Source organism: Pseudomonas sp. rhizo66 (genome assembly GCF_031931925.1).
GTDB lineage: Bacteria > Pseudomonadota > Gammaproteobacteria > Pseudomonadales > Pseudomonadaceae > Aquipseudomonas.
On sequence record NZ_JAUJWZ010000001.1, the window covers coordinates 10,744 to 35,741 of the forward strand.

A 24,998-nucleotide genomic window follows, 5' to 3' on the forward strand; every position below is an offset into this window, starting at 1 on the left:
CCCTTCGGGGCTGCCATTTTTTTTGCGCCAATTACTCCCCGAACATGAAGTTTGTGTGACATCCGTTCGGTCGCACCCCTCGCCAACTGCCTATGTCGTAACAGCAGGTTTTTGTATGCCTGCGGCCATGTGTGGCAATCAAAAAAGGATCTCGTAGTGATGCTCGCTCGCCCGTCCCGTCGTCGTACCCACGTTCCGTTCTCCAAGCGTGCAGCCATGGAGCCGACGCTGTGGCTGCTCAAGCCGTTGGCGCAAGCGGTGGCGTTGTGTCTGGTGGCGGGCAGTGCGCACGCGCAGACGGCGTTCAGTTCGAGCTGGTTTGCCGCCAAGGGCGCTGCGCAGCAAGCGGCGGCGGCAAGGCCGAGCGTGGGCGGATTACCGGGGATGACGCCGCCACTGGCCCAGCAGCAGAAGGCCAATCAACAGTTGCAGCGTTCAATCCAGACCTTGAACAACACCGTCGCGGCGATTGCCGCGCAACAAGCGGCGCAGGCGGCCGGACGTGCAGCGGCGCTGGGCACGGTGCAGTTTGTGCCGGATGGTCTGGGCGAGGGCGGTTTGAAAGTCGATAACAGCCTCGCCCAGGGCTGGCAGAACGCCAAAGGCCCGCAACAGACCCAGGCCGACGGCAAGACCACGGTGAAGATCGAGCAGACCGCCGACAAGGCGATCCTCAACTGGGAAACCTTCAACGTCGGGCGCAACACCTCGGTTGAATTCGCCCAGCAGTCGAACTGGGCGGTGCTCAACCGGGTCAATGACCCGAGCGCGCGGGCCAGCCAGATTCAGGGCCAGATCAAGGGCGACGGCACGGTGATGCTGATCAACCGCAACGGCATCGTCTTCAGCGGCAGCAGTCAGGTCAACGTGCGCAACCTGGTGGCAGCGGCGGCCAACATCACCGACATCCAGTTCCGCGATCGTGGCCTGTATTTCGACAGCACCGGCACGCAGCCAACGTTCACCGATGCCGCCGGCAAGGTATTGGTGGAACGTGGTGCTGCCATCGCAACCCACCAGCCGGCGTCGTCTACCGATGCCGGCGGCTATGCGTTGCTGCTCGGCAACGAAGTCCAGAACGACGGCAGCATCAACACCGCCAAGGGCCAAACGGTATTGGCCGCCGGTGACCGGTTCTACATCCGCAAAGGTTCGGGCACCGAGGGTAATGCCTTTTCGACGACGTTCGGCAACGAGGTCACGCCGGGCTTCAAGGTCGGCGCTGTGGCGGGCAAAGTCACTAACAATGGTCTCATTCAGTCCACCACCGGCGACATCACCCTGACCGGCCATGAAGTGCTGCAGAACGGTGTGTTGCTCGCCAGCACTTCCGTGGCTACGCGCGGCACGATTCACCTGACCAACCCCAGCACCGACAGCACCGGCAGCGTCACGCTGGGGCAGGGCAGCGCCACGGCCATCATGCTCGACAGCAGTGATCTCAGCGCCCTCGACAGCCAGCGCGACGCGAGCCTGACCAATGTCAGCGCGAACAACCGGATCCGTGGCGACCAGTCACGCATCGAGCTGCAGAGCGGCGGCACCGTCGAGTTCCAGAGCGGCTCGATCACCCTGGCCACTGGCGGCCAGGTCGCGGTCAGTGCACAACGCCGCAGCCTGGTGCGTGACGGCGCGATGATCGACGTTTCCGGTGCCCTCGGCGTCAAAGTGGCGATGGAAAACAACAGCATCAAGATCAACGTGCAAGGTAACGAGCAGCGCGATGCCTCGGTCAACCGAGAGAAAGGCGCGCTCAACAGCAATGACATCTGGGTCGATGTGCGCGAGCTGGTTTACGTGCCGGCAGGCACCAACGGTTATGCCACCGATCGCTGGTACACGGCGGGCGGTTTGCTCGAAGTCGGCGGTTACCTCGGCACGCAGGCCCACAGCGTTGGCGAGTGGATGGCCCAGGGCGGCACGGTGAGTTTTGCCGGCAACGACGTGGTCACGGAAAAAGGGTCGTTGATCAATCTGTCCGGCGGCACGCTGGATGTGCAGAGCGGCGAGATCCGCCAGAGCTGGCTGCGCGGCGCCGACGGCAAGTTGTATGAAGTGTCCCGTGCGCCGGGGGATCTGCTCTACACCGGGCTGTACAAAGGCTATGAGGACAACAGCGAACGCTGGGGCCAGACGAGCTATTTCTACAATCCGCTGATCGCGCCGCGTTCACGCTTCGAGTCGGGTTACACCGTCGGCCGCGACGCCGGGCAACTGGTGATCGCCACGGCCAATGCGGTACTCGACGGGCAGATGATCGGCGAGGTGTATCAGGGCGAACGGCAGAATCAGGCAGCGAAACCGGTGCTTGATGGCTATGAACAGAGTCAGACCGCACTGGCGCGCCGCGCGCAGTTGATCGTCGGCAGTTATGACCCGACCTATGTCGCCGCCGCGAGTGGCTTGTTGTACTCGCTCAATCCGACGCTCGACCAAGTGCAGATTGGCGGCGTGCGGCCAGTCGCTGGCAGTGATCTGGACCTGAGCGGTGCGGTGTCCGATGCGCGCAAGGGCACGTTGTTTCTCGATAACGATCAACTCAATGGCTTTCGGCTCGGTGCACTCAAGGTCGCGGCCAGAGATCAGGTTGTTGTTGACGGTGCGCTGACGGTCGATAGCGGTGGCGACATCACCTTGTATTCCCCGGACGTGCAGATCGGTGCCGACCTGACCGCGCGCGGCGGTAGCCTGCGCCTGGGCAACGTGCTCAATCAGTTCCTCAGCAGCGACACTGCCGACACTCGGCTCACGGCGAAGGTCGATAAGGCGACGCAGGTAAGAGTGGCCGACGGTGTCCGACTCGATACCCGTGGCGTGTGGAGCAACCTGCGCACCAACCCGGACGATGGCGCCAGCCTCGCGTATTTGAATGGCGGTCTGCTGTCGATCCGCAGCAGTGGCGATATCGACATTGGCGCGGGCAGCCTGCTCGATGTTTCTTCCGGCGGCGCTGTACTGGCCAACGGCAAGACCCGTGGCGGCAAGGGCGGTGACTTGACGCTGGAATCCAGTGCGATTTCGGCGCCCGGTAAAACCCACCTGAACCTTGCGGGCGATGTGCGTGGCTACGGTGTCACGGGCGGCGGCACGCTGACGGTGCAGGCCAACAAAATACTCGTCGGTCAGACCGACAAGGTGCTGGCAGACAACACCCTGCAACTGTCTGGCGATCTGTTCAACAAGGGCTTTTCCGCTTACAACCTCATCGGCTTGAGCGGTCTGGACGTTGCCGAAGGTGCGGCGATTGATGTGAACATGCCGGTGTACCGTTTCGCTGATGCCGCGCCGAATCAGGTCAGTGGTGTCGACCCGCAAACGGCGTTGGAGTTGTGGACGCCGTCGCTGTTCCAGGAAAACCCGAGCAAGGGCTTGCTGACCCAGCGCGCTGGCGCCAGCCTGACGTTGCAGGGCGGGGCCAGTCTGATCGGTTTGATCGATGCCGCTAACAGCACGTTGACGCTGGGTCGCGGTTCGCGCATCAGCGTCGATCCGGGGCAGAGCATCAAACTGCGCGGTGCCGGGCAGATCACCGTTGCAGGTGAACTCAATGCCTGGGGCGGCACGATTGATATCCGTCAGCAGCAGTTCGGTTCGAACAAACCGGCGAGCGCCATTATCGTGGCCGATCCGAACGCCCATGACCGGTCGATCTGGATCGGTGAGCAGGCTGTCCTCGATGTCGCCGGGCGCGCCAACACGGCAATCGATGCGTTGGGCCGAACTTACGGTCAGGTCGGCAAGGGTGGCAGCATCATCATCGGCGGCGAAATCGATTCGAAACTGGCCACTGCGACGGCCGCCGATGCCTACGTGATCGTGCGTCAGGGCGCCCGGCTGGACGCCTCTGGCGCCGAAGCCATGCTCGATATCGCCGGCCAGGGCCTGACCCGCGTTGCGACGGATGGCGGGCGCATCAGCCTGAGTGCTTACAACGGTCTGTTCCTTGATGGCCACTTGCGTGCAGCGGCGGGCGGTGTCGGCGCAGCTGGCGGTCGTCTGGACATCGCCCTGGAAACGCCGCTGTATGCTGACTCGGCAAGCAATGCAGTACGCGCACCGAGAGAGATGATCATTGGCCAGGGGGCGGGCGACCAGTCGCTCGCGCAGGATCTGCGGCCGGGCGAGGGCGCCGATGGCCTGCGTTATGGTCAGACGCGCTTGAGTGCAGACAGCTTGATGGCGGGCGGTTTCGATAACCTGAGCCTGTTGAGCAACGGTTTGCTGTCGTTTGACGGCGACGTCAATCTGCACATGAACCAGAGCCTGACGATGTACGCCGGGGCGTTGTCTCTGGCGCAAACCTCCGAGAGCACGAGTCGCGTCGATTTGAGCGCGCCGTACCTGCGCTTGTCCGGCGTGGGCACTTACCACGCTGGTTTCGGCCTGATACGGCCGCGAATGACCCTTAATCCGACGACTGAACTGTCAGACGCGACCTTCAATGCATCGGCGAACCTGCTGGACGTGGGCAATGGTCTGTCGTTCGGTACGCAGGGTTCGATCCTGCAACTCAGCGCGCCGGCGGTTGCGTATAGCCGACGGGCATTTGGTCTGGTGAACCTCGATAGCAGCGGCGATCTGCGTTTCCTCGCGCCCAATGATGGCGCCGAGAAAACCCGGCTGTGGACGCCGGGTGACTTGAACCTGGGCGCTGCACAAATCTATCCCGCCAGTGATGTCCAGGCTGAAGTGCGCGTTGGCTATCAGGGCGCCGTTGCGGTGTCCGACCATACGCTGCGGATCAGCGGCCACGGCGCGGCGCCCGCTGCGGTGCCGTACTCGGTCTTTGGCAATCTGGGTTTTTCCGCTGCGTACATCGAGCAGGGCGGTGTGTTGCGAGCCCCGCTGGGCAAGATTGTTCTGGGCGACGATTTGCTGACCACCAGTCATGAGGTGCGACTGCTGTCAGGCAGCACCACGTCGGTCAGTGGCGCCGGGCTGGTCATGCCATACGGTGGCACCACGGACGGCATCGACTATCTCTACAACGGTAAATCGGTGGTGTTGAACGGCATCACGGGCGAAAAAAACGGTGTGGCAATCGGTGGGCAATACATCGAGGTGCAGGACGGTGCGCTGATCGATCTGTCCGGCGGTGGCGATCTTCGCGGCGCCGGGTTCATCTCCGGGCGCGGCGGCTCTACTGATGCGCGCTTCAACCCGCTGGTGCGCAATGCCACTGATGGCTCCTTCAGTCTGCCGGGGCTGGCGAGCAACCCGGTCTACGCCATCGTCCCGGGCAATCAGGGCAGCTACGCGCCGATGCTGGCCGAAGCCGGCGCGGTCGATCCGCGCATCGGCCAGCAAGTCACAATCGGTGCCGGCGTGCCGGGGCTGGCGGCGGGTACTTACACGCTGCTGCCGTCGACCTTTGCCTTGTTGCCGGGAGCGTTCCGGGTCGAGGTCAACGGCCAGGCGACGCCGGGCGCGACGACGGCAGCTTTGCAGCTGCGCAATGGTTCGTGGACCCGCAGCGGGCAGATGTCGATTGCCAACACCGGTCTGCGCGACAGCCTGGCCAGTCAGGTGATCCTGACGTCGGCGGACGTGTTGCGCCGTTACTCGCAGTACAACGAAACGACCTTCACCCAGTTCATCCGCAGCGATGCCGCCCGGCGCGGCGTGCCCCGTGCGTTGGCGCCAATGGACGGCAAGGTTCTCGATCTGCGCCTGAGCACGGGTGGCAAGCAAGACACCGCGTTGCAGTTCGCCGGGCGAGCGCTGTTTGATGCCGCCGAAGGCGGCCTGATCGGCACGGCGGCGGTACGCGGTGGTTATGCCGGCGCTGAGTTCGAAGTGCTCGGTACGGTGCATGCGCCGACGCAGGGTTTCAGTGGCGTATCGGTGTACGCCGACACGCTGAATAACCTCAATGCCGGACGCCTGACGCTCGGCGCGCTGCCGGAGGTGATTTACAGCACGACCGGCAACATCATCAAGTTCGTGGGAACCTCCGACAACATCACGCTGCGCGAAGGGGCCATCCTGTCAGCGCCGGAAGTCGTGTTGCGCACCACCTCGACCACCGGTGGCATCACGCTTGAAGCGGGTGCCGGGATCAACACCCTGGGGCGTGGCAATATGGCCTCCGATTCAACGTCCGGCTACCTCTACCAGCCGGAAGCCTCAAGCCTGTTGGTGGTGTCCAACGGCTGGACCAATGTGCTGGCGCCGGCAGCGGCCAGTGGCATCAGCGGCGCTGGCAGCATCCGGATTGGTGTATGTGTCACGTCAGCCTGCAACGATCCGGCGCTGCTGTATTCGAGCGGTAGCATCACGGCGGCGACGGACAATCAGTTCGAACTGGGTGAAGCGGTGCGTTTCGGCACACGCCATCTGGCGCTGGCGGTGGGTTCGGTCAACGCTGGCAGCGCCGCCGCGCTGGCGCAGGCCGGCAGTCGTGTACCGGCTGGTTTGAGCCTTAACCAGAACGTGCTCGACCGATTGCTGCGCGGCGACACCCAATATGGCGCCCCAGCGCTGGAAACCCTGAGCCTGACCACCCGCGACGCCTTCAATTTTTACGGCAGCGTGAGCCTCGACACCCTCGATCCGCAGACCGGCCGAAGCAGGCTGCAGAATCTGGTGCTCGTCACCCCGGCCATTTATGGCTTGGGCGATGCCAACGATGTGGCGAGCATCCGCACCGCCAACCTGATCTGGAACGGCGCCACACAAAGCCCCGCCAGCGTGATCACCGGTGGCGCCGGCACGGGCAGCGGTACGCTGGACATCCAGGCACAGCGCATCGAACTGGGTTACGGCCCGATGCCGCAAGCGAGCGGGCTGGATCAGAACAATCGTCTGGCGCTGGGTTTTGCCAATGTCGATCTCACCGCCAGCGAGCGCATCACCGCCAACCACAAAGGCAGCCTGGCGGTGTATCAGGAACAGGGCGCGTACGACCCGCTCAAGGGCTACAGCTACAGCGGCGGTAACCTGAATCTGCGTACGCCGTTGCTCACCGGTGAAGCGGCGTCGGTGAATGTGCTCAAGGCCGGCAATAACCTGACGCTCAGCGGTGGTGGCGCTTCCGGGGTCGCGGAGGCGTTGGGTGCAGAACTCAATCTTGAGGCGCGCAACATCGTGCTCGACAGCCGTATCGCCTTGGCCAGCGGCAAACTGACGGTGAAGTCCGAAGGCGATTTGACCCTGGGCAGTGCGGCCGTGCTGGACATGGCCGGGCGCACGCTGCCGTTCAACGATGTAAACAAATACAGCTGGGGCGGCGATGTGTCGCTGTACAGCGCCAACGGCAATATCCGTCAAGCGGCGGGCTCGCGGATTGATCTGTCGGCGAAGAACAATCAGGCCGGTAACCTCAGCGCCATTGCGTTGGCCGAGGCGGCCGGGACAGTCGATTTGCAGGGTGAAATCCTTGGCGGCAGCAGCGGTTATTACGATGCCGGCGGCACGCTGGTGCCGTACAAGGCCGGCGGCGTGGACATCCGTGCTCAGCGCCTGGGCGGTGATGCCTCGGAACAATTTGCCGCGCTCAATCAGCGCCTGAACGCCGGACAAGTGTTCGGCAGCCGCAGCTTGCAGCTCAAGCAAGGCAATCTTGTGATCGGCGATGGCCTCAAGGCCAGTGACATCTATGTCTCGGTGGACAGCGGCAGCCTGACAGTGACCGGTTTGGTCGACGCCAGTGGCGAGCGCGTCGGCAACATTCGTCTTTCGGCGAAAAACGGTCTGGCGCTGGCTGGCAACAGCGTGCTCGACGCTCATGGTCGAGTCCTGCGCGTCGACAGCTACGGCAAGATCATCGACGCGCCGAACCGCGCCACGGTGGAACTCAATTCCGGTGAGGGTGTACTCACGCTGGCGTCCGGCGCGCGGATCGACCTGCGTCACGGCACCGATTCGCTGCCCGGTTTCCTTGCAGGACAAAACGATGGAATGCTGCGCGGCACGCTTGAACTCAACGCGCCGCGTCTGGGCAGCAATGACATCGCCATCGACGCCAGCGGTGCGTTGACCATTCAGGGTGCTCGTTCCATTGGCCTCAACGGTACACGCCGCTACACCGATGCCCGCGATGGCGTCGATCAGGCGGTCAGTGGCCGACCGTATCAAGTCATCGATCAAGCCATGCTCGAGCGCATTCACGCTGACAGCAACATCTTTATCAACGCCGCGCTGGGCAACAGCGATCTGCTGCAACGCAAACTTGCCGGGCTGAACAACGCCACTTACGCCGACGCTTTCCATCTGCGCCCAGGGGTGGAAATCGCCAGCAAGACGGCTGATGGCGACCTGGTGGTGGAGGGCGATCTGGACTTGTCCGGTTACCGTTACGCCAGCCTGAATCCACACACGCGCCTTAATCCGTCGATCTACGGGTCAGGGGAGGCTGGCAGTCTGGTGATCCGCGCCGGCGGCAACCTCGACATTTACGGCAGCATCAACGACGGCTTCGCGCCGCCGCCAGAAACCCAGGATGACGCTGGCTGGAAACTGATCGCCGGTGTGCAGCCGTTCGGTGGCGACCTGATCGTGCCGGGCACCGGTGTGTCGCTGGCCGAAGGTACGCAGTTCCCGATAGGCGCCACACTCAATTACGACGTGACCCTCCAGGGGGCGGTATTGGCCAGCGGCACGTTGTTGCCGACTCAGGCGGTGCTGGGGGAGGCGTACACCTTCAGTGCGGGCACCGTGCTGTCGGGGGCGATTCACGACCAGAACGGTAGCCTGTTGTACGCCGCCGGCACGCTGCTCAGCGACAGTGTGACGCTGCCTGCCGAAACACGTCTGGGTGCCGGTATTCGCTTGAACAAGGCCACCGCCCTGCAAGCGATGAACTGGCCCAAGGGCGTGCCGTTGCCAAGCGTTTACGATGCAGATCTGACGACCTTCTCCGGCGTGAAGTTAAAGGGCGAGCTGGCCTTGCTGCGCGGTTCGCTGATTCCGTCGATGACCGATGTGAAGCTCGCCGAAGGCACGACGGTGATTGAACTGCGTCCGCTCAACGGCACGCAGCAAGGTAAAAACTGGGCTGTGGCGAGCATGCTGCCGTCGGATAGTGCGTCGTGGTCGATGCGCGCGGTCGCCGGGGCCGATCTTCTGGCGGCCGACAGCCGTGCCGTGAAACCGGTGACAGCGGATGGCAACTTGCGACTGGCTGACGCTCATTACGGTGTGACGATCACACAGAGCGCCGGTCAACTTGTTTGGGCTGCGGATAATCCCTATGACCTTCCGGCGTATTATCCGGTGCCCGATGACCAACTTGGGGTATGTGACCAGGTTCCGGGACTCTGTGTACCGATGGCACGCTGGGTCTGGGCACCGGGGAACGGTCAGGGACCTGACTACGAACCGGTCACCGAGGAGTATCAAGTCCTTTGCGAGCTCTATCCGGAGCTCTGTATCGCCAATAATCCCGGCACCACCGCCAAAGCCCATACGCAGATGTTCAGCGTCCTGCGCACCGGTACTGGCGACCTCGATCTGATGGCTGCCGGCAACCTGAGCATGGACTCGCCTTTCGGCGTCTACACCGCCGGTACACAGTCATCGAATGTCGACCCGTTGTACAACCAGAAACGCGGGCATCTCTCGGACAATAATTCGGTGTTGGGCAGCGCCGGTGCTGATTATGAAAAGTGGGTCAGTGGTGGCGCCGACAGTCTTTATCAGGCCTGGTATCCGCAGATGGGGGGGAACCTGACAATCAGTGCCGGTGGCTCGGTCTCCGGTGATTCGGTCGGGACGAAAGCCCAATCGACAGCGGGCGGGTTCCGCGAGCAGATGGCCAGTGTGGCAGTGGGCAACTGGCTGTGGCGCCAAGGCACGGGAAATCCGGATGTGCCCACGGCCTGGTGGATCAACTTCGGCAGTTATGCGACGCAGTTGATGACACCTGACGGTAATACCGAACCGTACCTGATGGGCTTCACCGGATTCGGCACCCTGGGCGGCGGTAACATCAGTCTGCGTGCCGGTGGCGACGCCGGCATGCTCAGACCGTTGGGCGATGCTGGCAATTATCCGCGCAGCCAAGGGCTAATCGTTGCCGTGGGCAGCACCGGTCGGGTCGCCAGCGATGGCAGTGTGCAGATGACTGGCGGCGGCGATATGGACATTCGCATCGGCGGCGCCCTCAACCCATCGCTGCAAGCGCGGGCCGCAGACAACGGGACCGGACAGCCCAGACATGACCTGCAAGGCGCACTGATCAATTTGCGTGGTGCGGCGCAATTGACGGGAGGAGCACTGGGTGGCATCAACCTGCAATACGGTGCCTTTTCCCGGTTGCATGATGTCCGCGAAACCCGACCGCTGGATCCGTTCACCTCGACGACCAGCAACGCCTCCGGTGGTCTGGTGCTGATTCCCGGCGACTCGGGCATGAGTCTCAGCACCCGTGGTGACCTGGTGCTGGGCGGCGCGGGCGATCCCGGTCGCGTGGGCCTGTTCAATGCCACGCCCCTGCTTGATGACAACGGCAATATCCGTACTGGCGGCATCCTGAGCGGCTTCTCGCTATGGACCGATCACACCGCCATCGATCTGTTTTCCGCCGGGGGCAATCTCACTCCGAGCACTCAATTGGCCGAGGCCGATGCGAATCTTGTCCCTGTGAGCGGCGCCAATTCGTCGCCCACCGATGGACGTTTTGTGTACCCGTCGATACTTCGGGCTGTGGCTGCTCAGGGGTCGATTTATGCCGGGCCATCGGCGGCGTACAGCGAGCGCGACTTGTCGCGAACAACTGCTTATTCACTGTTACTGGCCCCTTCGACATCCGGACAACTCGAACTGTTGGCTGGCGACTCTATCTATGCCGGCGGCTACGCGATCAATCAGTCGGGTGCCAGCCCGCTCGCCATCGCCACGCCGTTCAGGCCGTCATTCCTCGCCTTTTCCAGCAATAACCCCAACACGCCACTCAATAGCAACTACGGCAGTGACGGCGTCAAACCGGACGGTAATTCGCGTTATCCGTTGTTCGCCTTTGGCCCCGACAGCTATTCCGGTTTGAATGATGTGCAGGGGCCGGCACGGTTCTATGCCTTGACCGGTGATCTGGTAGGGATACGCAGTGGCGAGACGTTGAGTTTCGCCACGTCCAAACGTACCTGGTACGAAGCCGCCGGCCCTGTCTGGATGATTGCCGGCCGCGACATCGTGGCATCCGGGACCAACCTGGGCCGACCGACAGCCGTGCAGCCCGACGAAATGGGCGTCGGTCGGGACATCATCACCTCGACCGGCAACCTGTTCGTTCACAACGACCCGCGAGATCTATCACGGGTGTCGGCCGGCCGCGACATTCTCTACAGCAGCTTCGATATCGCCGGCCCTGGCACTCTGGACATCAATGCCGGGCGCAACATCCTGATGGAAGACCGCGCCGGTATCACCAGTCTGGGCTCGTTGGTCGCGGGGGATAACCGCCCGGGCGCCAGTCTGGTGCTGCAGGCGGGGGTGGGGGCACAAGGCGCGGATTATTCACGATTCGTCGCTCGCTATCTCAATCCGCAAAATCTGGCCAATCCGGATACCTCGTTGAGCGCGCAACCGGGCAAAGTGGTGAAGACTTACCTCGACGAGTTGCAGAGCTGGCTAACCCTCGGCTACGGCTTCAGCGGCAACGCGGAACAGGCGCAAGCGTTTTACGCCGCATTGCCGAGTGCCGAGCAGGCGATCTTCGCCCGCCAGGTGTATTTCGCCGAACTGCGTGCCGGCGGCCTGGAATACAACGATGTCGACGGTCCGCGCCAAGGCAGTTATCTGCGTGGTCGCAACGCCATCGCTGCGTTGTTCCCGATCACTGATGTGGCCGGTAATCCGATCCGTTACGACGGCGACATCACGCTGTACGGCGGGGCAGGGGTCAAGACCTTGTTCGGCGGCGACATCCAGATGCTTACGCCGGGCGGCGGTCAGGTGTTCGGCATCGAAGGCGCGGCGCCACCGTCGACAGCGGGGATCATCACTCAGGGTTCGGGCAACATTCAGCTCTATTCGCAGGGCAGTATCTTGCTCGGCCAGAGCCGGATCATGACTACGTTTGGCGGCTCGATTCTCGGCTGGTCGGCCGAGGGCGACATCAACGCTGGTCGTGGCTCGAAAACCACTGTGGTCTACACCCCGCCGAAACGCGTCTACGACACCTGGGGCAACGTGACCTTGTCGCCGTCGGTGCCGAGCACCGGCGCCGGTATCGCCACGCTCAACCCGATCGCCGAAGTGGCACCGGGCGACATCGACCTGATCGCGCCGCTGGGCACCATCGATGCCGGTGAGGCGGGGATTCGTGTGTCGGGCAACGTCAACATCGCCGCGCTGACGGTGGTCAACGCCGCGAACATTTCGGTGCAGGGCAAGGCGACGGGTGTGCCGGTGGTGTCGGCGGTGAATACCGGGGCGATTACTTCGGCCAGTTCGGCCGCATCGTCGGCCACGCAAGCGGCGGAGGATGTTGCACGTCAGCAGCAGGCGGCGGCGCGACAGAATCAGGCTTCGGTGTTCACCGTGCAGGTGTTGAGTTTCGGCAACGAACAGCTTGCGCCGTCCCGCGATGGCGCCAGCCGTGCACCGGCCCCGGGTTACAACCCGAACAGCCCGGTGCAGGTGCTGGGCGCCGGAGCGCTGGATGAACAGGCGAAACAGCAGTTGACCGAGGAGGAGCGTGGGCAACTGACGTTGTAAAAGACTCTCGTGTAGTACGTTTGGGCGACCGGTTGGTCGCCCTTTTTTTTAGCAATCATTCACCAACGCGCTGAAATCCCTGTGGGAGCGAGCAGGCTCGCTCCCACATTGGATTGGGATGGGTTTCAAAAAGCGTAAGGAATGCTGATTTTTGCCCAGAGCATTTCGCCTTCGGGCCGGTTCTCCACGTCAAATTCCCTGGCCCAGCGAATCTCGGCACTGGCGTACTTGAGGAAGGTGAAGTGCAGCGCCGGACCAATCGCGAAGACCTTGCCACGCACGCCGTCATCGACGTCCTGCCCGGCGAACTGCACGGTGTGGCCAAACTGTTTGTCGTCGGTGGTTTGCTTGAGGAAGTAGCCGTTGACGCCGAGCATCAGGTCGTCGGTGATCTTGTAGCTGGCCGAGTAATCGAAGTGGAAGATCTGCCCGGACTTGTAGTCGGTGTCCTTGTTCTTCTCGTTGAAGCTGTAAGTGGTCTTCATCGAGACTTCGGTGCGTTCAGTCGGCAGCCAGGTGAAGGAGAAGAGTGGCTTGTAGGTGTAGAAATTGTTGCTGGTGTTGGCCAGTCGATCGACGCTGTATTCGCCGGTGGGCACGGTGATTTCCACGGCGGCGCCGAGGGTCAGGTTTTTGCCCATGTCCCACAGAATGATCGGCGCGAAGGTGGTATCGCCCATGCCTTCGCGGGTGTCGCTCAAGCCGAACACCGAAACTTCCTGCTTCAGCCACGGCTGGGCGATGTAACCGGCCAGACGCCCGCCGAATAGCCGCACCGGGCTTAGATAATCGATGCGCGGAATCACCGCGGTGGACTCGATTTCGACATTCGGCACCTTGCCGCCGAACGAGCTGATGTTGAGCTTTCGCGCCTTGTAATGGTTGTAGTAGAGGTTGAACGCGACCATGTTCTGCGGAAGGCTGTCGACTTCCAGCGGCAGCATGAAGAAGCCGTCGGTGCCGGTGCCAATGTTGTCGACGCCGGCTTCGGTGGCCAGGGCGGGCAATGTCAGCGCGCAACCGGCGATGAAAAGAGCGCGGGGCAAGAAGGATGTCGCGCGGTTCGGGCTCATAGCTGTCCTCATTATTATTGTGATCGGGACTGGCACCGGTCGCATGGGGCGCCGGTACGCTAGAAATAAGCGTTTGGCGTACGTTGGGGCAGGGTATTGGCGGACACCGAGGGGGGCATCTGCGGACAGCCCGTAAACCTTGTGCTAACTTCCATCGACACAACCGGTTACAAAAATAACAATCAAGCGTGATCCGGAATGTCAGCCCCCATGAACGTAAAAGTCCAAGACCCGACCTTCGAACTGGCGCTGGTCTCGCCGTTCCTCCTGCAAACCCTCGCCGAAGTTGTGCAGAACAAGGGCATCGATCCCCAGAGCCTGTGCCGTGGGCTGGGCTTCACCCTTGAAGACCTGCAGGATCCGGCGCAGCGGATTTCCTATCGTCAGGCCGTGGCGATGATTCAGCGCGCACTCAAAGTGCTGCCCAATCAGGGTTTGGGGCTGTGGGTCGGGGCGCAGAATGTACTTGGCACGCTGGGCCTGCTCGGGCATGTGTTATCGCTGTGCAAGACCTTGCGCGATGCCTTCGCCCTGGGCATTCGGCACCAGCACACCTCGGGCGGCATCGTCGTGTCCAGCGTCGATGTGGTCGGCGGGAAGGTGCATCTCGACGCCGAATGCCGCCTACCGTTTGCCGACGTGCAGGTGTTTGCGGTCGAAGAGTTTTTCGCCAGTTTGCTGGTGTATGGCCGCGCGCTGGTGGGGGCTGAGTTCAAGGCGATCGCTGTGGAATTTGTGCATGCCGCACCGGATTACCTGAGTGAATACCAGCGCCTACTGGGGCCGGACGTGTGCTTCGGCTGCCTGCACAATCGCATGTTGATCGATGCACAGTGGCTGGACGTGAACCTGCCCAATCATCATTCGCTGGCACTGCGTCAGGCCGTTGCATTACTGGAGCTGGAAGCGGCGCAGGTGCATCAGAAACTTGATCTGATTCAGGCTGTGGAGCGGGCGATTGCCCGGGATCTGAGCAGCGGCAGTCACATTGAAAAAATTGCCGGGGATTTGAACATGAGCAGTCGCACCTTGCGTCGGCGTTTGACTGAGCATGCACTGACGTTTGAGGCGTTGCTGGAGCAGGTTCGCCAGGCGCGGACTATGAGTTTGCTGGCGAATCCCGATATGCCGATCGAGCGGATTACCGAGGAAGTGGGCTACAGCGATGTACGCAGTTTTCGCCGGGCGTTCAAGCGCTGGACGGGAATGAGCCCTAGCGCCTGGCGCAATGACGCTAACCCTCACCCCAGCCCTCTCCCGGAGGGAGAGGGAGCCGACGGAGGTGTCTTGCGAGTTACATCGACGCGTCGATTATGGACTTGAGAGATTGGGGCCGACCGAAGTGTCTTTCGTCATGTTGTCGATTATGGATTCGGTACAGCACTTTCAAGTCGGCGTATCTCCACAGCATCCCCCAATCAGTTCCCTCTCCCTCCGGGAGAGGGCTAGGGTGAGGGGCTTTTGACTTCCATCCAAACCCACACAAATCCTCCGGCCACAGGTAAACTCCCGCGCACTTTCCCAAGGAGTTCACATGAGTTACTACCAGCCGGGCATTCTCGCCACCCCCGTTCCTGCGCAAGCACGTCACCTGTTTTTCGCCCTTGAGTCGGTTGAAGCCCTGCCGCAGGCGCTCGACAACCTGCTGAATCAGGTGGACGGCAAGTCGGCAGTCGTCGGTTTTGGTGAATCCCTGGTCAAGGCTCTCAACGTGCAGATTGACGGCCTGCGCAGCTTCCCGGCACTGACCGGCGTTGGCGTCGAGAACCCGTCGACCCAGCACGCGCTGTGGGTCTGGTTGCACGGCGTCGACCGTGGTGAACTGCTCAACCGTTGCCACGCCCTCGAAGCCGCACTGGCCCCGGCCCTGCGTCTGGTCGAGATGCAGGAAGCCTTCCGCCACAAGGACGGGCACGACCTGACCGGCTACGAAGACGGCACCGAAAACCCGCACGACGAAGCCGCCATCGCCGCCGCCCTGCAAAGTGCAGGCGCTGACGGCATGGTCGGTGGCAGCTTCGCCGCGATCCAGCAGTGGCAGCACGACCTCAAGGGTTTCCACAAACTGTCCGCCGAGGACAAAGACAACATCATGGGCCGTCGCCTCAGCGACAACGAAGAGATCGACGATGCGCCGGTCTCCGCCCACGTCAAACGCACCGCGCAGGAAAGTTTTGCGCCGGAAGCGTTCGTCGTGCGGCGCTCGATGCCGTGGATCGAAGGTGATCGCGCCGGTTTGATGTTCCTCGCCTTCGGTTTCTCGCTGGATGCCTTCGAAGCGCAACTGCGGCGCATGAGCGGTCTGGAAGACGGCATCCCCGATGGCCTCTATCGCATCAGCCGCCCAATCACTGGCGGCTACTACTGGTGCCCGCCGCTGAAGGACGGCCACCTCGATCTGCGCGCCTTGCGCATCGGCTGAGGACTGAGCATGAACGTGGTGCGCTGGGGCATGATCGGTTGTGGCAGCGTCGCCGAGCGCAAGAGCGGCCCGGCCTTCTACAAGGCACCCGGTTCGGCGCTGGTGGCGGTGATGGGCCGACGCCTCGAAGCCGTGACCGACTACGCCGCCCGCCACGGCATCGAGCGGGTCTACACCGACGTCGATGCGCTGATCAACGATCCCGAAGTGGACGCGGTGTACATCGCCACGCCACCCGACAGCCATCACGCCTACAGCCTGAAAGTCGCCGCCGCCGGCAAGCATTGCTGCGTGGAAAAACCCATGGCACTGAATGCCGGGCAAAGCCGCGAGATGCAGCAGGCCTTCGCCGAGGCTGGTGTGCACTTGTTCGTTTCCTACTACCGCCGTTCGTTGCCGCGTTTTGCACAGGTGCGGCAATGGTTGGAGGAGGGGCGCATTGGCGAGGTGCGGCACTTGAGCTGGACGCTGACCAAAGCGCCTTCGTCGGCGGATCTGGACGGTCGCGACAATTGGCGCACCGATCCGGCGGTGGCCGGTGGCGGTTATTTTGCCGATCTGGCCAGTCATGGCTTTGACCTGTTCCAGTATTTGCTCGGTGACATTGTCGAGGTCGCCGGATTCACTGCGCGTCAGGCCGGTTTATATGCAGCGGAAGATGCGGTCAGCGCCAGTTGGCGGTTTGCCTCCGGGGCGCTGGGCATGGGCTGCTGGAGTTTTGTCGCGGATCGGCGTGAGGATCGGGTCGAGATCATTGGCAGCCTCGGACGGATCAGTTTTTCCGTATTCGATGAGCATCCCGTGCAGTTGCATGCCGATGAGCACCTCAGCCTGGAAATCCCCCATCACGAGCACATTCAGTGGCATCACGTGCAGGGCATGAATGCGCATATTCGTGGTGATTCACAACATCCCGCCGTCGCCGAGCAAGCGCTCAAGACTGACTGGGTCATGGATCAAATCCTCAAACGCCACTGATCCTCCATGCGTACACCGTTCCCACAGGGTTTTGCAGTGTCTGCGGGTTATTGCGCAGCCGTCATCGCCGGCCGGCAGCCATGAAAAATATCCAGCCCCGGTTGATACAGCGACGTCTTCACCTCAAACAACCCCAGCACCGAGTGGAACAGGTTGTCATGGCTCAGATCTGCCTGCCCGGTCTTGCCCTGTAGACACCCTCGATCAATCCCTTCGCTGGCCAGCGTGCCATTGCCGAACCACATCACCATTGGCACATGGGTCTGCGCTTCAGGTGCCAGCGCATACGGCGCCGCGTGCAGGTACAAACCGTTCTCGCCCAACGATTCGCCGTGGTCGGAGACATACACCATCGAGGTGTCCAGTGAGTCCTGATTGCGCTTGAGCAGTTCGATGACCTTGGCGAGGAAATGATCGGTGTAGAGAATCGTGTTGTCGTACACGTTCACCAGTTCATCGCGGCTGCAACTGCCCAACTGATTGGTGTGGCAGATCGGTTTGAAGCGCTCCATGTCTTTTGGATAGCGTTCGTAGTATTCCGGGCCGTGACTGCCGTCGGCGTGCAGGACAATGATCGCGTGGCCCTTGAGGCTGTCGATGTAGCTTTGCAGGTCTTGCAACAGCGCTTCGTCGAGGCAGTTGTTGCCGTCGCAGAACGGCCCCGGCTGATGCCTGGAAATATCGCGATGGGGCACGCGCAGGCAGGTGCCTTTGCAGTCGCTGTTGTTGTCCAGCCACAGCACTTGCACGCCGGCACGCTGGAGGATGTCGAGCAGGCCTTCGTAGGTTTTGCCTTTCTTGTCGCTGTAATCCTCACGCCGGAACTTCGAGAACATGCACGGCACCGAGACCGCTGTCGATGTGCCGCAGGAATGCACTTGGGTGAAATTGAGGATGTCGAGTCTGCTCAGTTCCGGATTGGTCTCGCGCTCATAACCGTTCAGCGAAAAGTGATCGGCGCGGGCGGTTTCACCGACCACAAACACCATCAGCGATTTCTTTTCGCGGCTGGCAACGTTGGCGCTCATCACCGCGTCTTCGCCGATGGCCTGGACCACGAATTGCTTTTTGATGCCCAGGCGTTGCTGGGTGTACTTGCTGATCGCGTAGATGTAGTTGGTCGGGTTGATGAAGTGAGTGAGCTTGTCTTCTTCGCGAAAGATCGGCGCGTAGGTCGAATAGAACGCGCCCACTGAAGCGGCAATTACCAGCACGCAGGCGATGATCACCAGCACTTTGTTGAGCAAACCGCGAAAGAACGGCCGATAACTCACCGGCCAACGCCAGATCAACGCCGCCGGCAACACACCGAGCAGCAGCACGTAAGCCAGTAGCTTATCGTTGAACAGCGCGGTGGCTTCGGCGGGGTTGGTTTCGAAGACGTTCTGGATCATCACCGTGTCGATGGTGATGCCGTATTCGTTCATGAAATACGCAGCGCACGCCGAGAGCAGCGCGACCACGGTGAGGGCCGGTTTCAGCGTCCAGCGGAACGACACCAGAGTCAGCAGCAGGGTGATCGCCGCCCACAAAAACAGCCCGAACGAGGCGAAAAACGCCAGTTTGTGCGCGCCTTGCAAGGTGATCAGCGTGCCCAGCGCCTTCCAGGTCGCCAGGTTGTACAACGCCACCAACGCCAGGGAAAACAGCAGCACCAGTCGAGTAGAAGTGATGGACGGTAAACGCAGTCCGTTGCCCAAAGCCATGTCAAACATTCCTCTACATAAATGGAAAACCACGCGGTTGCGCGGGTAACTGTAGAAGAACATTGGTAAAAAAATCGTAAACATCCTGTAACAAGTCTGCACGCCATTCCTGTAGGAGCTGCCGAAGGCTGCGATCGTTTGATCTAAAAAACAAAATCAAAAGATCGCAGCCTTCGGCAGCTCCTGCGTCGGCCCAGGCCGACTGGCGGCGCTTGTCAGGAAAATCCTACAGGAGTACAAATGTACTCCATGACGAACCTGACTCCCCGCCGTACCGCCATCCTGACGTTTATCCGCGATCGAATCGCCGAACACGGTCAGCCCCCAAGCCTCGCTGAAATCAGCGAGGCTTTTGGTTTTGCCTCGCGCAGCGTGGCGCGCAAGCACGTGCTCGCGCTCACCGAAGCCGGGTTTATCGAGGTCAATCCGCATCAGGCCCGGGGCATTCGCCTGCTCGGGCAACCGGCGCGTCCGGAACTGCTCGACATTCCCGTGCTCGGCCGCGTCGCTGCCGGTGCGCCGATTGGCGCCGATGCCGACATCCATAGCCGCTTGCTGCTCGACCCGGCGCTGTTCTCCCGCACGCCCGATTACATGCTGCGGGTGCAGGGCGATTCGATGATCGAGGACGGCATTCTCGACGGCGATCTGGTCGGCGTGCGGCGCAATCCCGAGGCGCTCAACGGCCAGATCGTCGTGGCGCGGCTCGACGGCGAAGTCACCATCAAACGCTTCGAACGGCTGGGCGATGAAGTGCGGCTGTTGCCGCGCAACCCGGCGTACCAGCCGATTGTCGTGCGCGACGATCAGGACCTGGCCATCGAAGGGGTGTTCTGCGGTCTGGTGAGGCAAGGCTGATGGGCGCCGTCGTTGCGTTGGACACGCTGTTCAATGGCGGCCAGGTCTGGAAGGGCCGGCCTGCGCCACCGGCCGCCAGTCCACAACCGACCGGTCACGCCGCGCTGGACGCGGCACTGCCCAGCGGTGGCTGGCCGGAAGCGGCGTTGAGCGAAATCCTCCTGGCCGGCCCCGGTGTCGGCGAACTGCAATTGGTCTGGCCGACGCTGGCGCGGTTGTCGGCGGCGGGCGAGCGCATCGTGCTGGTGGCGCCGCCATTCGTGCCGTATCCGCAGGCGTGGGCAAACGCCGGGGTCGATCTGCGCCAGTTGTCGGTGATCCAGGCCAGCGAACGCGATGCCTTGTGGGCGGCGGAACAGTGCTTGCGTTCGGGCAGTTGCGGCGCAGTGCTGTGTTGGCCGCACAAGGCTGATGATCGTGCGTTGCGCCGTTTGCAGGTGGCGGCGGAAACCGGTCAGACCCTGGCGTTTGCCTGGCGGCCGTTGAGCGAAGCGATCAACCCGTCACCGGCGGCGCTGCGTATTGCCATCGACGCCAAACCTGCACAGTTGCGCGTCCTCAAGTGCCGTGGCGGCTTGGCGCGTGCGGCGCCGATTGCCTTTACCGTGGGGCACTGAGGTCGCCATGCGCTGGGTGTGTATTCTGTTTCCGCAATTGGCCCTCGACGCCGTGCTGCGTCAGCGTCCCGATCCCGATGAGCCTTTGGTGCTGCTCAACGGCCCGGCCCAGCGCCGGGTGCTGCAAGCGGTCAACCCGGCGGCGCGCAAACTCGGTTTGCGTCCCGGCCAGTCGATGACCGCTGCGCAAGCCATGAGCAAAGGCTTTGCCACGGCTGATTACGAGGTCGCCGAGGTCGAACACTGGCAGCAGTTTCTTGCCGCGTGGGCCTACCGTTTCAGCGCGCAGGTCAGCGTGCATTACCCGCGCACCGTGGTGTTCGAAATCGAATCCAGCCTTGGCCTGTTCGGTTCGTGGGCGCAGTTCGAAGCACGACTGCGTCAGGAACTGACCGATCTGGGCTTCCGTCATCGCATCGTTGCCGCCCCCAATCCGGTGGCGGCGCGGGTGCTGGCCAATGCTTACGATGGCTTGGTGGTGCCGGACGGCGAGGCCTTGCAGCATCACCTCGGTCAGTTGCCGGTCGACCGTGTCGGTCTGGAGCCAGCGGTGGCCACGGCATTATCACGCATGGGCCTGCGCAACCTCAGTCAGGTGCAAAGCCTGCCGCGTCAGGCGCTGGCCCGACGTTTCGAGGCGCAGATGCTCAAACACCTCGATACCCTGTTCGGTGCGCGGCCATTGGCGCTTGAGTTTTACTTGCCGCCGGATCGTTTCGACGTGCGCATTGAACTGAATTTCGACGTGCAATCCCATCAGGCGCTGCTGTTCCCGCTACGGCGTTTGACCGGCGATCTGTCGGCATTCCTCTGCGGGCGCGACAGCGGCGTGCAGCGTTTCGACTTGCATCTGGAACATGCCGGGCTGCCGGACAGCATCATCAAGGTCGGGCTGCTCAGCGCCGAACGTGATCCGGCGATGCTCTTCGAACTGGCCCGTGGCCGCTTGGAACAAGTGCAGGTCGAGGCGCCGGTGCGCGGCTTTCGGCTGCGCGCCGAGGACCTGCCGAGCTTCGTGCCGCAGTTTCAGGAACTGTTCGACGACCGTCCGCAGCAGACCTTGCCGTGGGAGCAGTTGCGCGAACGCCTGCGCGCGCGCTTGGGCGATGACGCGGTGCAGGGGCTGCGCTTTCAGGCCGATCATCGCCCGGAGTGCGCGTGGCAGCACGGCGTCGACAAACAACGCTGCGCAGGCTTGCCGAATGTGCACCGTCCAGGCTGGTTGCTTGGCGAGCCGCAAAGCGTGGCAGAAGGTTCGGCGCGGATTCTCATGGGCCCGGAACGCATCGAGTCCGGCTGGTGGGACGGTGACGATGTGCGCCGCGATTATTACCTGATCCAGAACCGCGCCGGTCAGCAAGGCTGGGCTTATCGGGCGGTGGGTGAGGGCGGTCCGCTGTGGCTGCAGGGCTGGTTTGCATGAACGACGGTTATGCCGAACTGCACTGCCTGTCGAACTTCAGTTTTCAGCGCGGTGCGTCCAGTGCGCTGGAACTGTTTCAACGGGCGAAAAAGCACGGCTATCAGGCACTGGCGATTACCGATGAATGCACGCTGGCCGGGATCGTTCGGGCCTGGCAAGCGGCGAAATCGGTGGAGTTGCCGCTGGTCATCGGCAGCGAAGTACGCATCGAAAACGGCCCGAAACTGGTGCTGCTGGTGGAGAACCTGGCGGGCTATCAGGCGCTGTGTGGCCTGATCACCCGCGCCCGACGGCGCACGCAGAAGGGCCAGTATCAAGTGCTGCGCGAGGACTTCGCCGAGCCATTGCCGGGGTTACTGGTGTTGTGGGTGCCGGACTCGCTTGATCAGGTGGAAGAGGGCCGTTGGCTGCAGCAGATCTTCGCCGAACGATTGTGGCTGGCGGTGCAATTGCATCGTGGCCAGGACGATCAGCAGCGGCTGGCGGCGTTGTTGAGTCTGGCCGCCGAGTTGCAGATTCCGCCGGTAGCCAGCGGCGATGTGCACATGCACGCCCGTGGCCGGCGTGCCTTGCAGGACACCATGACCGCGATCCGTCATCACGTACCGGTGGCCGAGGCGGGATTACGCTTGCACCCCAATGGTGAGCGGCATTTGCGCAGTGTCGAGGTGTTGCGCGAGTTGTATCCGCAGGCCTTGCTGGATGAGTCTGTGAGCCTGGCCCGGCGCTGCACCTTCGATCTGGGCGAGTTGCGTTATCAATACCCCAAAGAATTGGTGCCTGAGGGGCACAGCGCCAGTTCCTGGTTGCGCCATCTGGCTGAGCAAGGCATCGCCTGGCGCTGGCCAAAAGGGCCGCAAGCCAAAGTGCTCAAGCAGATCGACGATGAACTGCAGCTGATCGCCGAACTCGGTTATGAAAGCTACTTCCTCACCGTGCATGACGTGGTGCGCTTCGCCCGCGAGCAGAAGATTCTGTGCCAGGGCCGTGGCTCGGCGGCCAACTCGGCGGTGTGTTTTGCCTTGGGCATCACCGAAATCGACCCGGATCGCACCACGCTGCTGTTCGAACGCTTCATGTCCAGGGAACGCAATGAACCGCCGGACATCGACGTCGATTTCGAGCACGAACGCCGCGAAGAAGTCCTGCAATATGTGTTTCGCCGTTATGGCCGTGGTCGTGCGGCGCTGACGGCGGTGGTCAGCACCTACCACGCTGCCGGCGCGGTGCGCGACGTGGCCAAGGCCTTGGGCCTGCCGCCGGATCAGATCAATGCACTGGCCGATTGCTGCGGTCACTGGAGCGATGAAACGCCGCCGGTCGCGCGTTTGCTCGAAGGCGGTTTCGACCCGGACAGCCCGGTGCTGCGCCGGGTGCTGAGCCTGACCGGGCAGTTGATCGGTTTCCCCCGGCACCTGTCGCAGCACCCCGGCGGTTTCGTGATTTCCGAGCAGCCGCTGGACACGCTGGTGCCGGTGGAGAACGCCGCCATGGCCGAGCGCACGATCATTCAGTGGGACAAGGATGACCTCGATGCGGTCGGCCTGCTCAAGGTGGATATCCTCGCCCTCGGCATGCTCAGTGCCATCCGTCGCTGTTTCGACCTGCTGCGTCGCCATCGCAATCTGGACCTGAGCCTGGCGACGATTCCGGCCGAAGACAAACCGACCTACGACATGATCAGCCGCGCCGACACCATCGGCGTGTTCCAGATCGAGTCGCGGGCGCAGATGTCGATGCTGCCGCGCCTGAAACCGGCGAAGTTCTACGACTTGGTGATTGAGGTGGCCATCGTCCGCCCGGGGCCGATTCAGGGCGGGATGGTCCATCCGTATCTGCGCCGCCGAAACAAAGAGGAAGAGGAAACCTACCCGTCGCCAGAACTCAAGGTTGTCCTGGAAAGAACCCTCGGTGTGCCGCTGTTTCAGGAGCAGGTGATGCAGATCGCCATCGTCGCCGCCGATTACAGCCCTGGCGAGGCCGATCAGCTGCGTCGCTCGATGGCCGCGTGGAAACGCCACGGCGGACTGGAGCCGCACAAGGAGCGCCTGGCCGCCGGCATGAAGAAAAACGGCTATACGCCGGAGTTTGCCGCGCAGATTTTCGAGCAGATCAAAGGCTTCGGCAGCTACGGTTTTCCCGAGTCGCACGCCGCCAGTTTTGCCTTGCTGACTTACGCCAGTTGCTGGCTCAAATGCCACGAACCGGCAGCGTTCGCCTGTGCGTTGATCAATAGCTGGCCGATGGGCTTCTACAGCCCGGACCAGATTCTCCAGGACGCGCGCCGGCATCAGTTGCAGATCCGCCCGGTCGACGTGCGCGCCAGTGACTGGGATTGCAGCCTGGAAACCACCACGACGGCGCAACCGGCGATACGCATGGGCCTGCGGATGATCAAGGGCTTTCGCGAGGACGATGCCCGGCGCATCGAAGCGGCGCGGGCGTGCGGGGCGTTTGCCGATGTCGCCGATCTGGGCGAGCGGGCGGCGCTCGACAGTCGGGCGCAGGCGTTGCTGGCCGATTCCGGGGCGTTGCGCGGTTTGGCCGGACACCGGCATCGGGCGCGCTGGGAAGTGGCCGGGGTGCAGAAACAGCTGGGCCTGTTTGCCGGGTTGCCGAGTCAGGAAGAGCCGGAAGTGCTGCTGCCCAAACCCAGTGTTGGCGAGGATCTGCATGCCGATTACAGCACCGTCGGCACCACATTGGGGCCGCATCCGCTGGCGCTGTTGCGCGCTGAACTCAAGGCCCGGCGCTGCCGCAGTTCGCAGGAGTTGCTTGAGGTCGAACACGGCCGACCGGTGAGCGTCGCCGGGCTGGTGACGGGACGGCAACGACCGGGCACCGCCAGTGGCGTGACCTTCGTCACCCTGGAAGACGAGTTCGGCAACGTCAACGTGGTGGTCTGGCGGGATCTGGCCGAGCGTCAGCGGCAAGTGCTGGTGGGCTCGCAACTGCTGAAAGTCGACGGCCGCTGGGAGCGCGAAGGCGAAGTGCGCCACCTGATCGCCGGCCGCCTGAGCGACCTCAGCCCGCTGCTCAACGGCATCCGCGTGCAGAGCCGCGATTTCCACTGATCTCAGGCCGAACACAAAACCCCTGTGGGAGCGAGCCTGCTCGCGAAAGCAATCTATCAGTCAGAGATGATTCGTCTGACATACCGCTTTCGCGAGCAGGCTCGCTCCCACAGTGGATTTGTGCAAGGCCAATCCAAGCCAATTCATTGGCGTCAAAAAAAGCCTGTGCTCAATGATGGCACTTTGTCAT

General features: G+C 62.5%; 10 protein-coding genes. 8 read left to right on the forward strand and 2 right to left on the reverse strand.

Annotation, left to right across the window (positions count from 1 at the left end; translation table 11 throughout):
- Window positions 1–159: 159 nt before the first annotated feature.
- A complete protein-coding gene (locus QZR14_RS00050) occupies window positions 160–12,657 on the forward strand; it encodes a filamentous haemagglutinin family protein (RefSeq protein WP_311995526.1) in 12,498 nt (4,165 codons plus the stop codon).
- A 125-nt stretch (window positions 12,658–12,782) separates the two neighbouring features.
- Here the strand turns inward: QZR14_RS00050 and QZR14_RS00055 are convergent, their stop codons facing one another.
- Window positions 12,783–13,730, reverse strand: coding sequence for a SphA family protein (locus tag QZR14_RS00055; protein WP_311995527.1), 948 nt, complete (start codon window positions 13,728–13,730; stop codon window positions 12,783–12,785).
- A gap of 210 nt (window positions 13,731–13,940) precedes the next feature.
- Between QZR14_RS00055 and QZR14_RS00060 the strand changes: the two genes are divergently transcribed.
- The 3 genes from QZR14_RS00060 to QZR14_RS00070 all read left to right on the forward strand — a co-directional run bounded on the left by QZR14_RS00060 (window position 13,941) and on the right by QZR14_RS00070 (window position 17,130).
- On the forward strand, window positions 13,941–15,053 hold the full coding sequence (locus QZR14_RS00060; RefSeq protein WP_311995528.1) for an AraC family transcriptional regulator: 1,113 nt from the start codon (window positions 13,941–13,943) through the stop codon (window positions 15,051–15,053).
- 211 nt (window positions 15,054–15,264) lie between these two features.
- Window positions 15,265–16,152: a Dyp-type peroxidase gene (locus tag QZR14_RS00065; RefSeq protein WP_250605379.1), complete on the forward strand. Its 888-nt coding sequence runs from the start codon at window positions 15,265–15,267 to the stop codon at window positions 16,150–16,152.
- A gap of 9 nt (window positions 16,153–16,161) precedes the next feature.
- A complete protein-coding gene (locus QZR14_RS00070; protein ID WP_311995530.1) occupies window positions 16,162–17,130 on the forward strand; it encodes a Gfo/Idh/MocA family protein in 969 nt (322 codons plus the stop codon).
- A 47-nt stretch (window positions 17,131–17,177) separates the two neighbouring features.
- Here QZR14_RS00070 and QZR14_RS00075 read toward each other — a convergent pair whose 3' ends face one another.
- Complete coding sequence (locus QZR14_RS00075; RefSeq protein WP_311995531.1) at window positions 17,178–18,836, reverse strand: phosphoethanolamine transferase; 1,659 nt, start codon at window positions 18,834–18,836, stop codon at window positions 17,178–17,180.
- Window positions 18,837–19,076: 240 nt separating this feature from the next.
- Between QZR14_RS00075 and lexA the strand changes: the two genes are divergently transcribed.
- Genes lexA through QZR14_RS00095 form a run of 4 tightly spaced genes read left to right on the forward strand, consistent with a single transcriptional unit; the run spans window position 19,077 to window position 24,808 of the window.
- The gene (gene lexA / locus QZR14_RS00080; RefSeq protein ID WP_201225320.1) at window positions 19,077–19,694 is read left to right on the forward strand and encodes a transcriptional repressor LexA; all 618 of its coding nucleotides are present in this window, start codon (window positions 19,077–19,079) and stop codon (window positions 19,692–19,694) included.
- On the forward strand, window positions 19,694–20,311 hold the full coding sequence (gene imuA, locus QZR14_RS00085; protein ID WP_250605376.1) for a translesion DNA synthesis-associated protein ImuA: 618 nt from the start codon (window positions 19,694–19,696) through the stop codon (window positions 20,309–20,311). Before lexA ends, imuA begins: the two co-directional genes overlap by 1 nt.
- Before the next feature lie 7 nt (window positions 20,312–20,318).
- Window positions 20,319–21,734 carry a Y-family DNA polymerase gene (locus tag QZR14_RS00090; RefSeq protein WP_311995532.1) on the forward strand — a complete coding sequence of 472 codons (1,416 nt, stop codon included), beginning with the start codon at window positions 20,319–20,321 and terminating at the stop codon, window positions 21,732–21,734.
- Window positions 21,731–24,808, forward strand: coding sequence for an error-prone DNA polymerase (locus QZR14_RS00095; protein ID WP_250605374.1), 3,078 nt, complete (start codon window positions 21,731–21,733; stop codon window positions 24,806–24,808). The genes QZR14_RS00090 and QZR14_RS00095 overlap by 4 nt, the downstream gene beginning before the upstream one ends.
- Window positions 24,809–24,998: the final 190 nt, after the last annotated feature.

What these genes read in the sequence shown, in the direction of transcription:
- QZR14_RS00065 (WP_250605379.1), top strand. Translation starts at nt 15,265, where the DNA reads ATGAGTTACTACCAGCCGGGCATTCTCGCCACCCCCGTTCCTGCGCAA.
- QZR14_RS00075 (WP_311995531.1), bottom strand. Translation starts at nt 18,836, where the DNA reads ATGGCTTTGGGCAACGGACTGCGTTTACCGTCCATCACTTCTACTCGA.
- QZR14_RS00060 (WP_311995528.1), top strand. Translation starts at nt 13,941, where the DNA reads ATGAACGTAAAAGTCCAAGACCCGACCTTCGAACTGGCGCTGGTCTCG.
- lexA (WP_201225320.1), top strand. Translation starts at nt 19,077, where the DNA reads ATGTACTCCATGACGAACCTGACTCCCCGCCGTACCGCCATCCTGACG.
- QZR14_RS00090 (WP_311995532.1), top strand. Translation starts at nt 20,319, where the DNA reads ATGCGCTGGGTGTGTATTCTGTTTCCGCAATTGGCCCTCGACGCCGTG.
- imuA (WP_250605376.1), top strand. Translation starts at nt 19,694, where the DNA reads ATGGGCGCCGTCGTTGCGTTGGACACGCTGTTCAATGGCGGCCAGGTC.
- QZR14_RS00095 (WP_250605374.1), top strand. Translation starts at nt 21,731, where the DNA reads ATGAACGACGGTTATGCCGAACTGCACTGCCTGTCGAACTTCAGTTTT.
- QZR14_RS00055 (WP_311995527.1), bottom strand. Translation starts at nt 13,730, where the DNA reads ATGAGCCCGAACCGCGCGACATCCTTCTTGCCCCGCGCTCTTTTCATC.
- QZR14_RS00050 (WP_311995526.1), top strand. Translation starts at nt 160, where the DNA reads ATGCTCGCTCGCCCGTCCCGTCGTCGTACCCACGTTCCGTTCTCCAAG.
- QZR14_RS00070 (WP_311995530.1), top strand. Translation starts at nt 16,162, where the DNA reads ATGAACGTGGTGCGCTGGGGCATGATCGGTTGTGGCAGCGTCGCCGAG.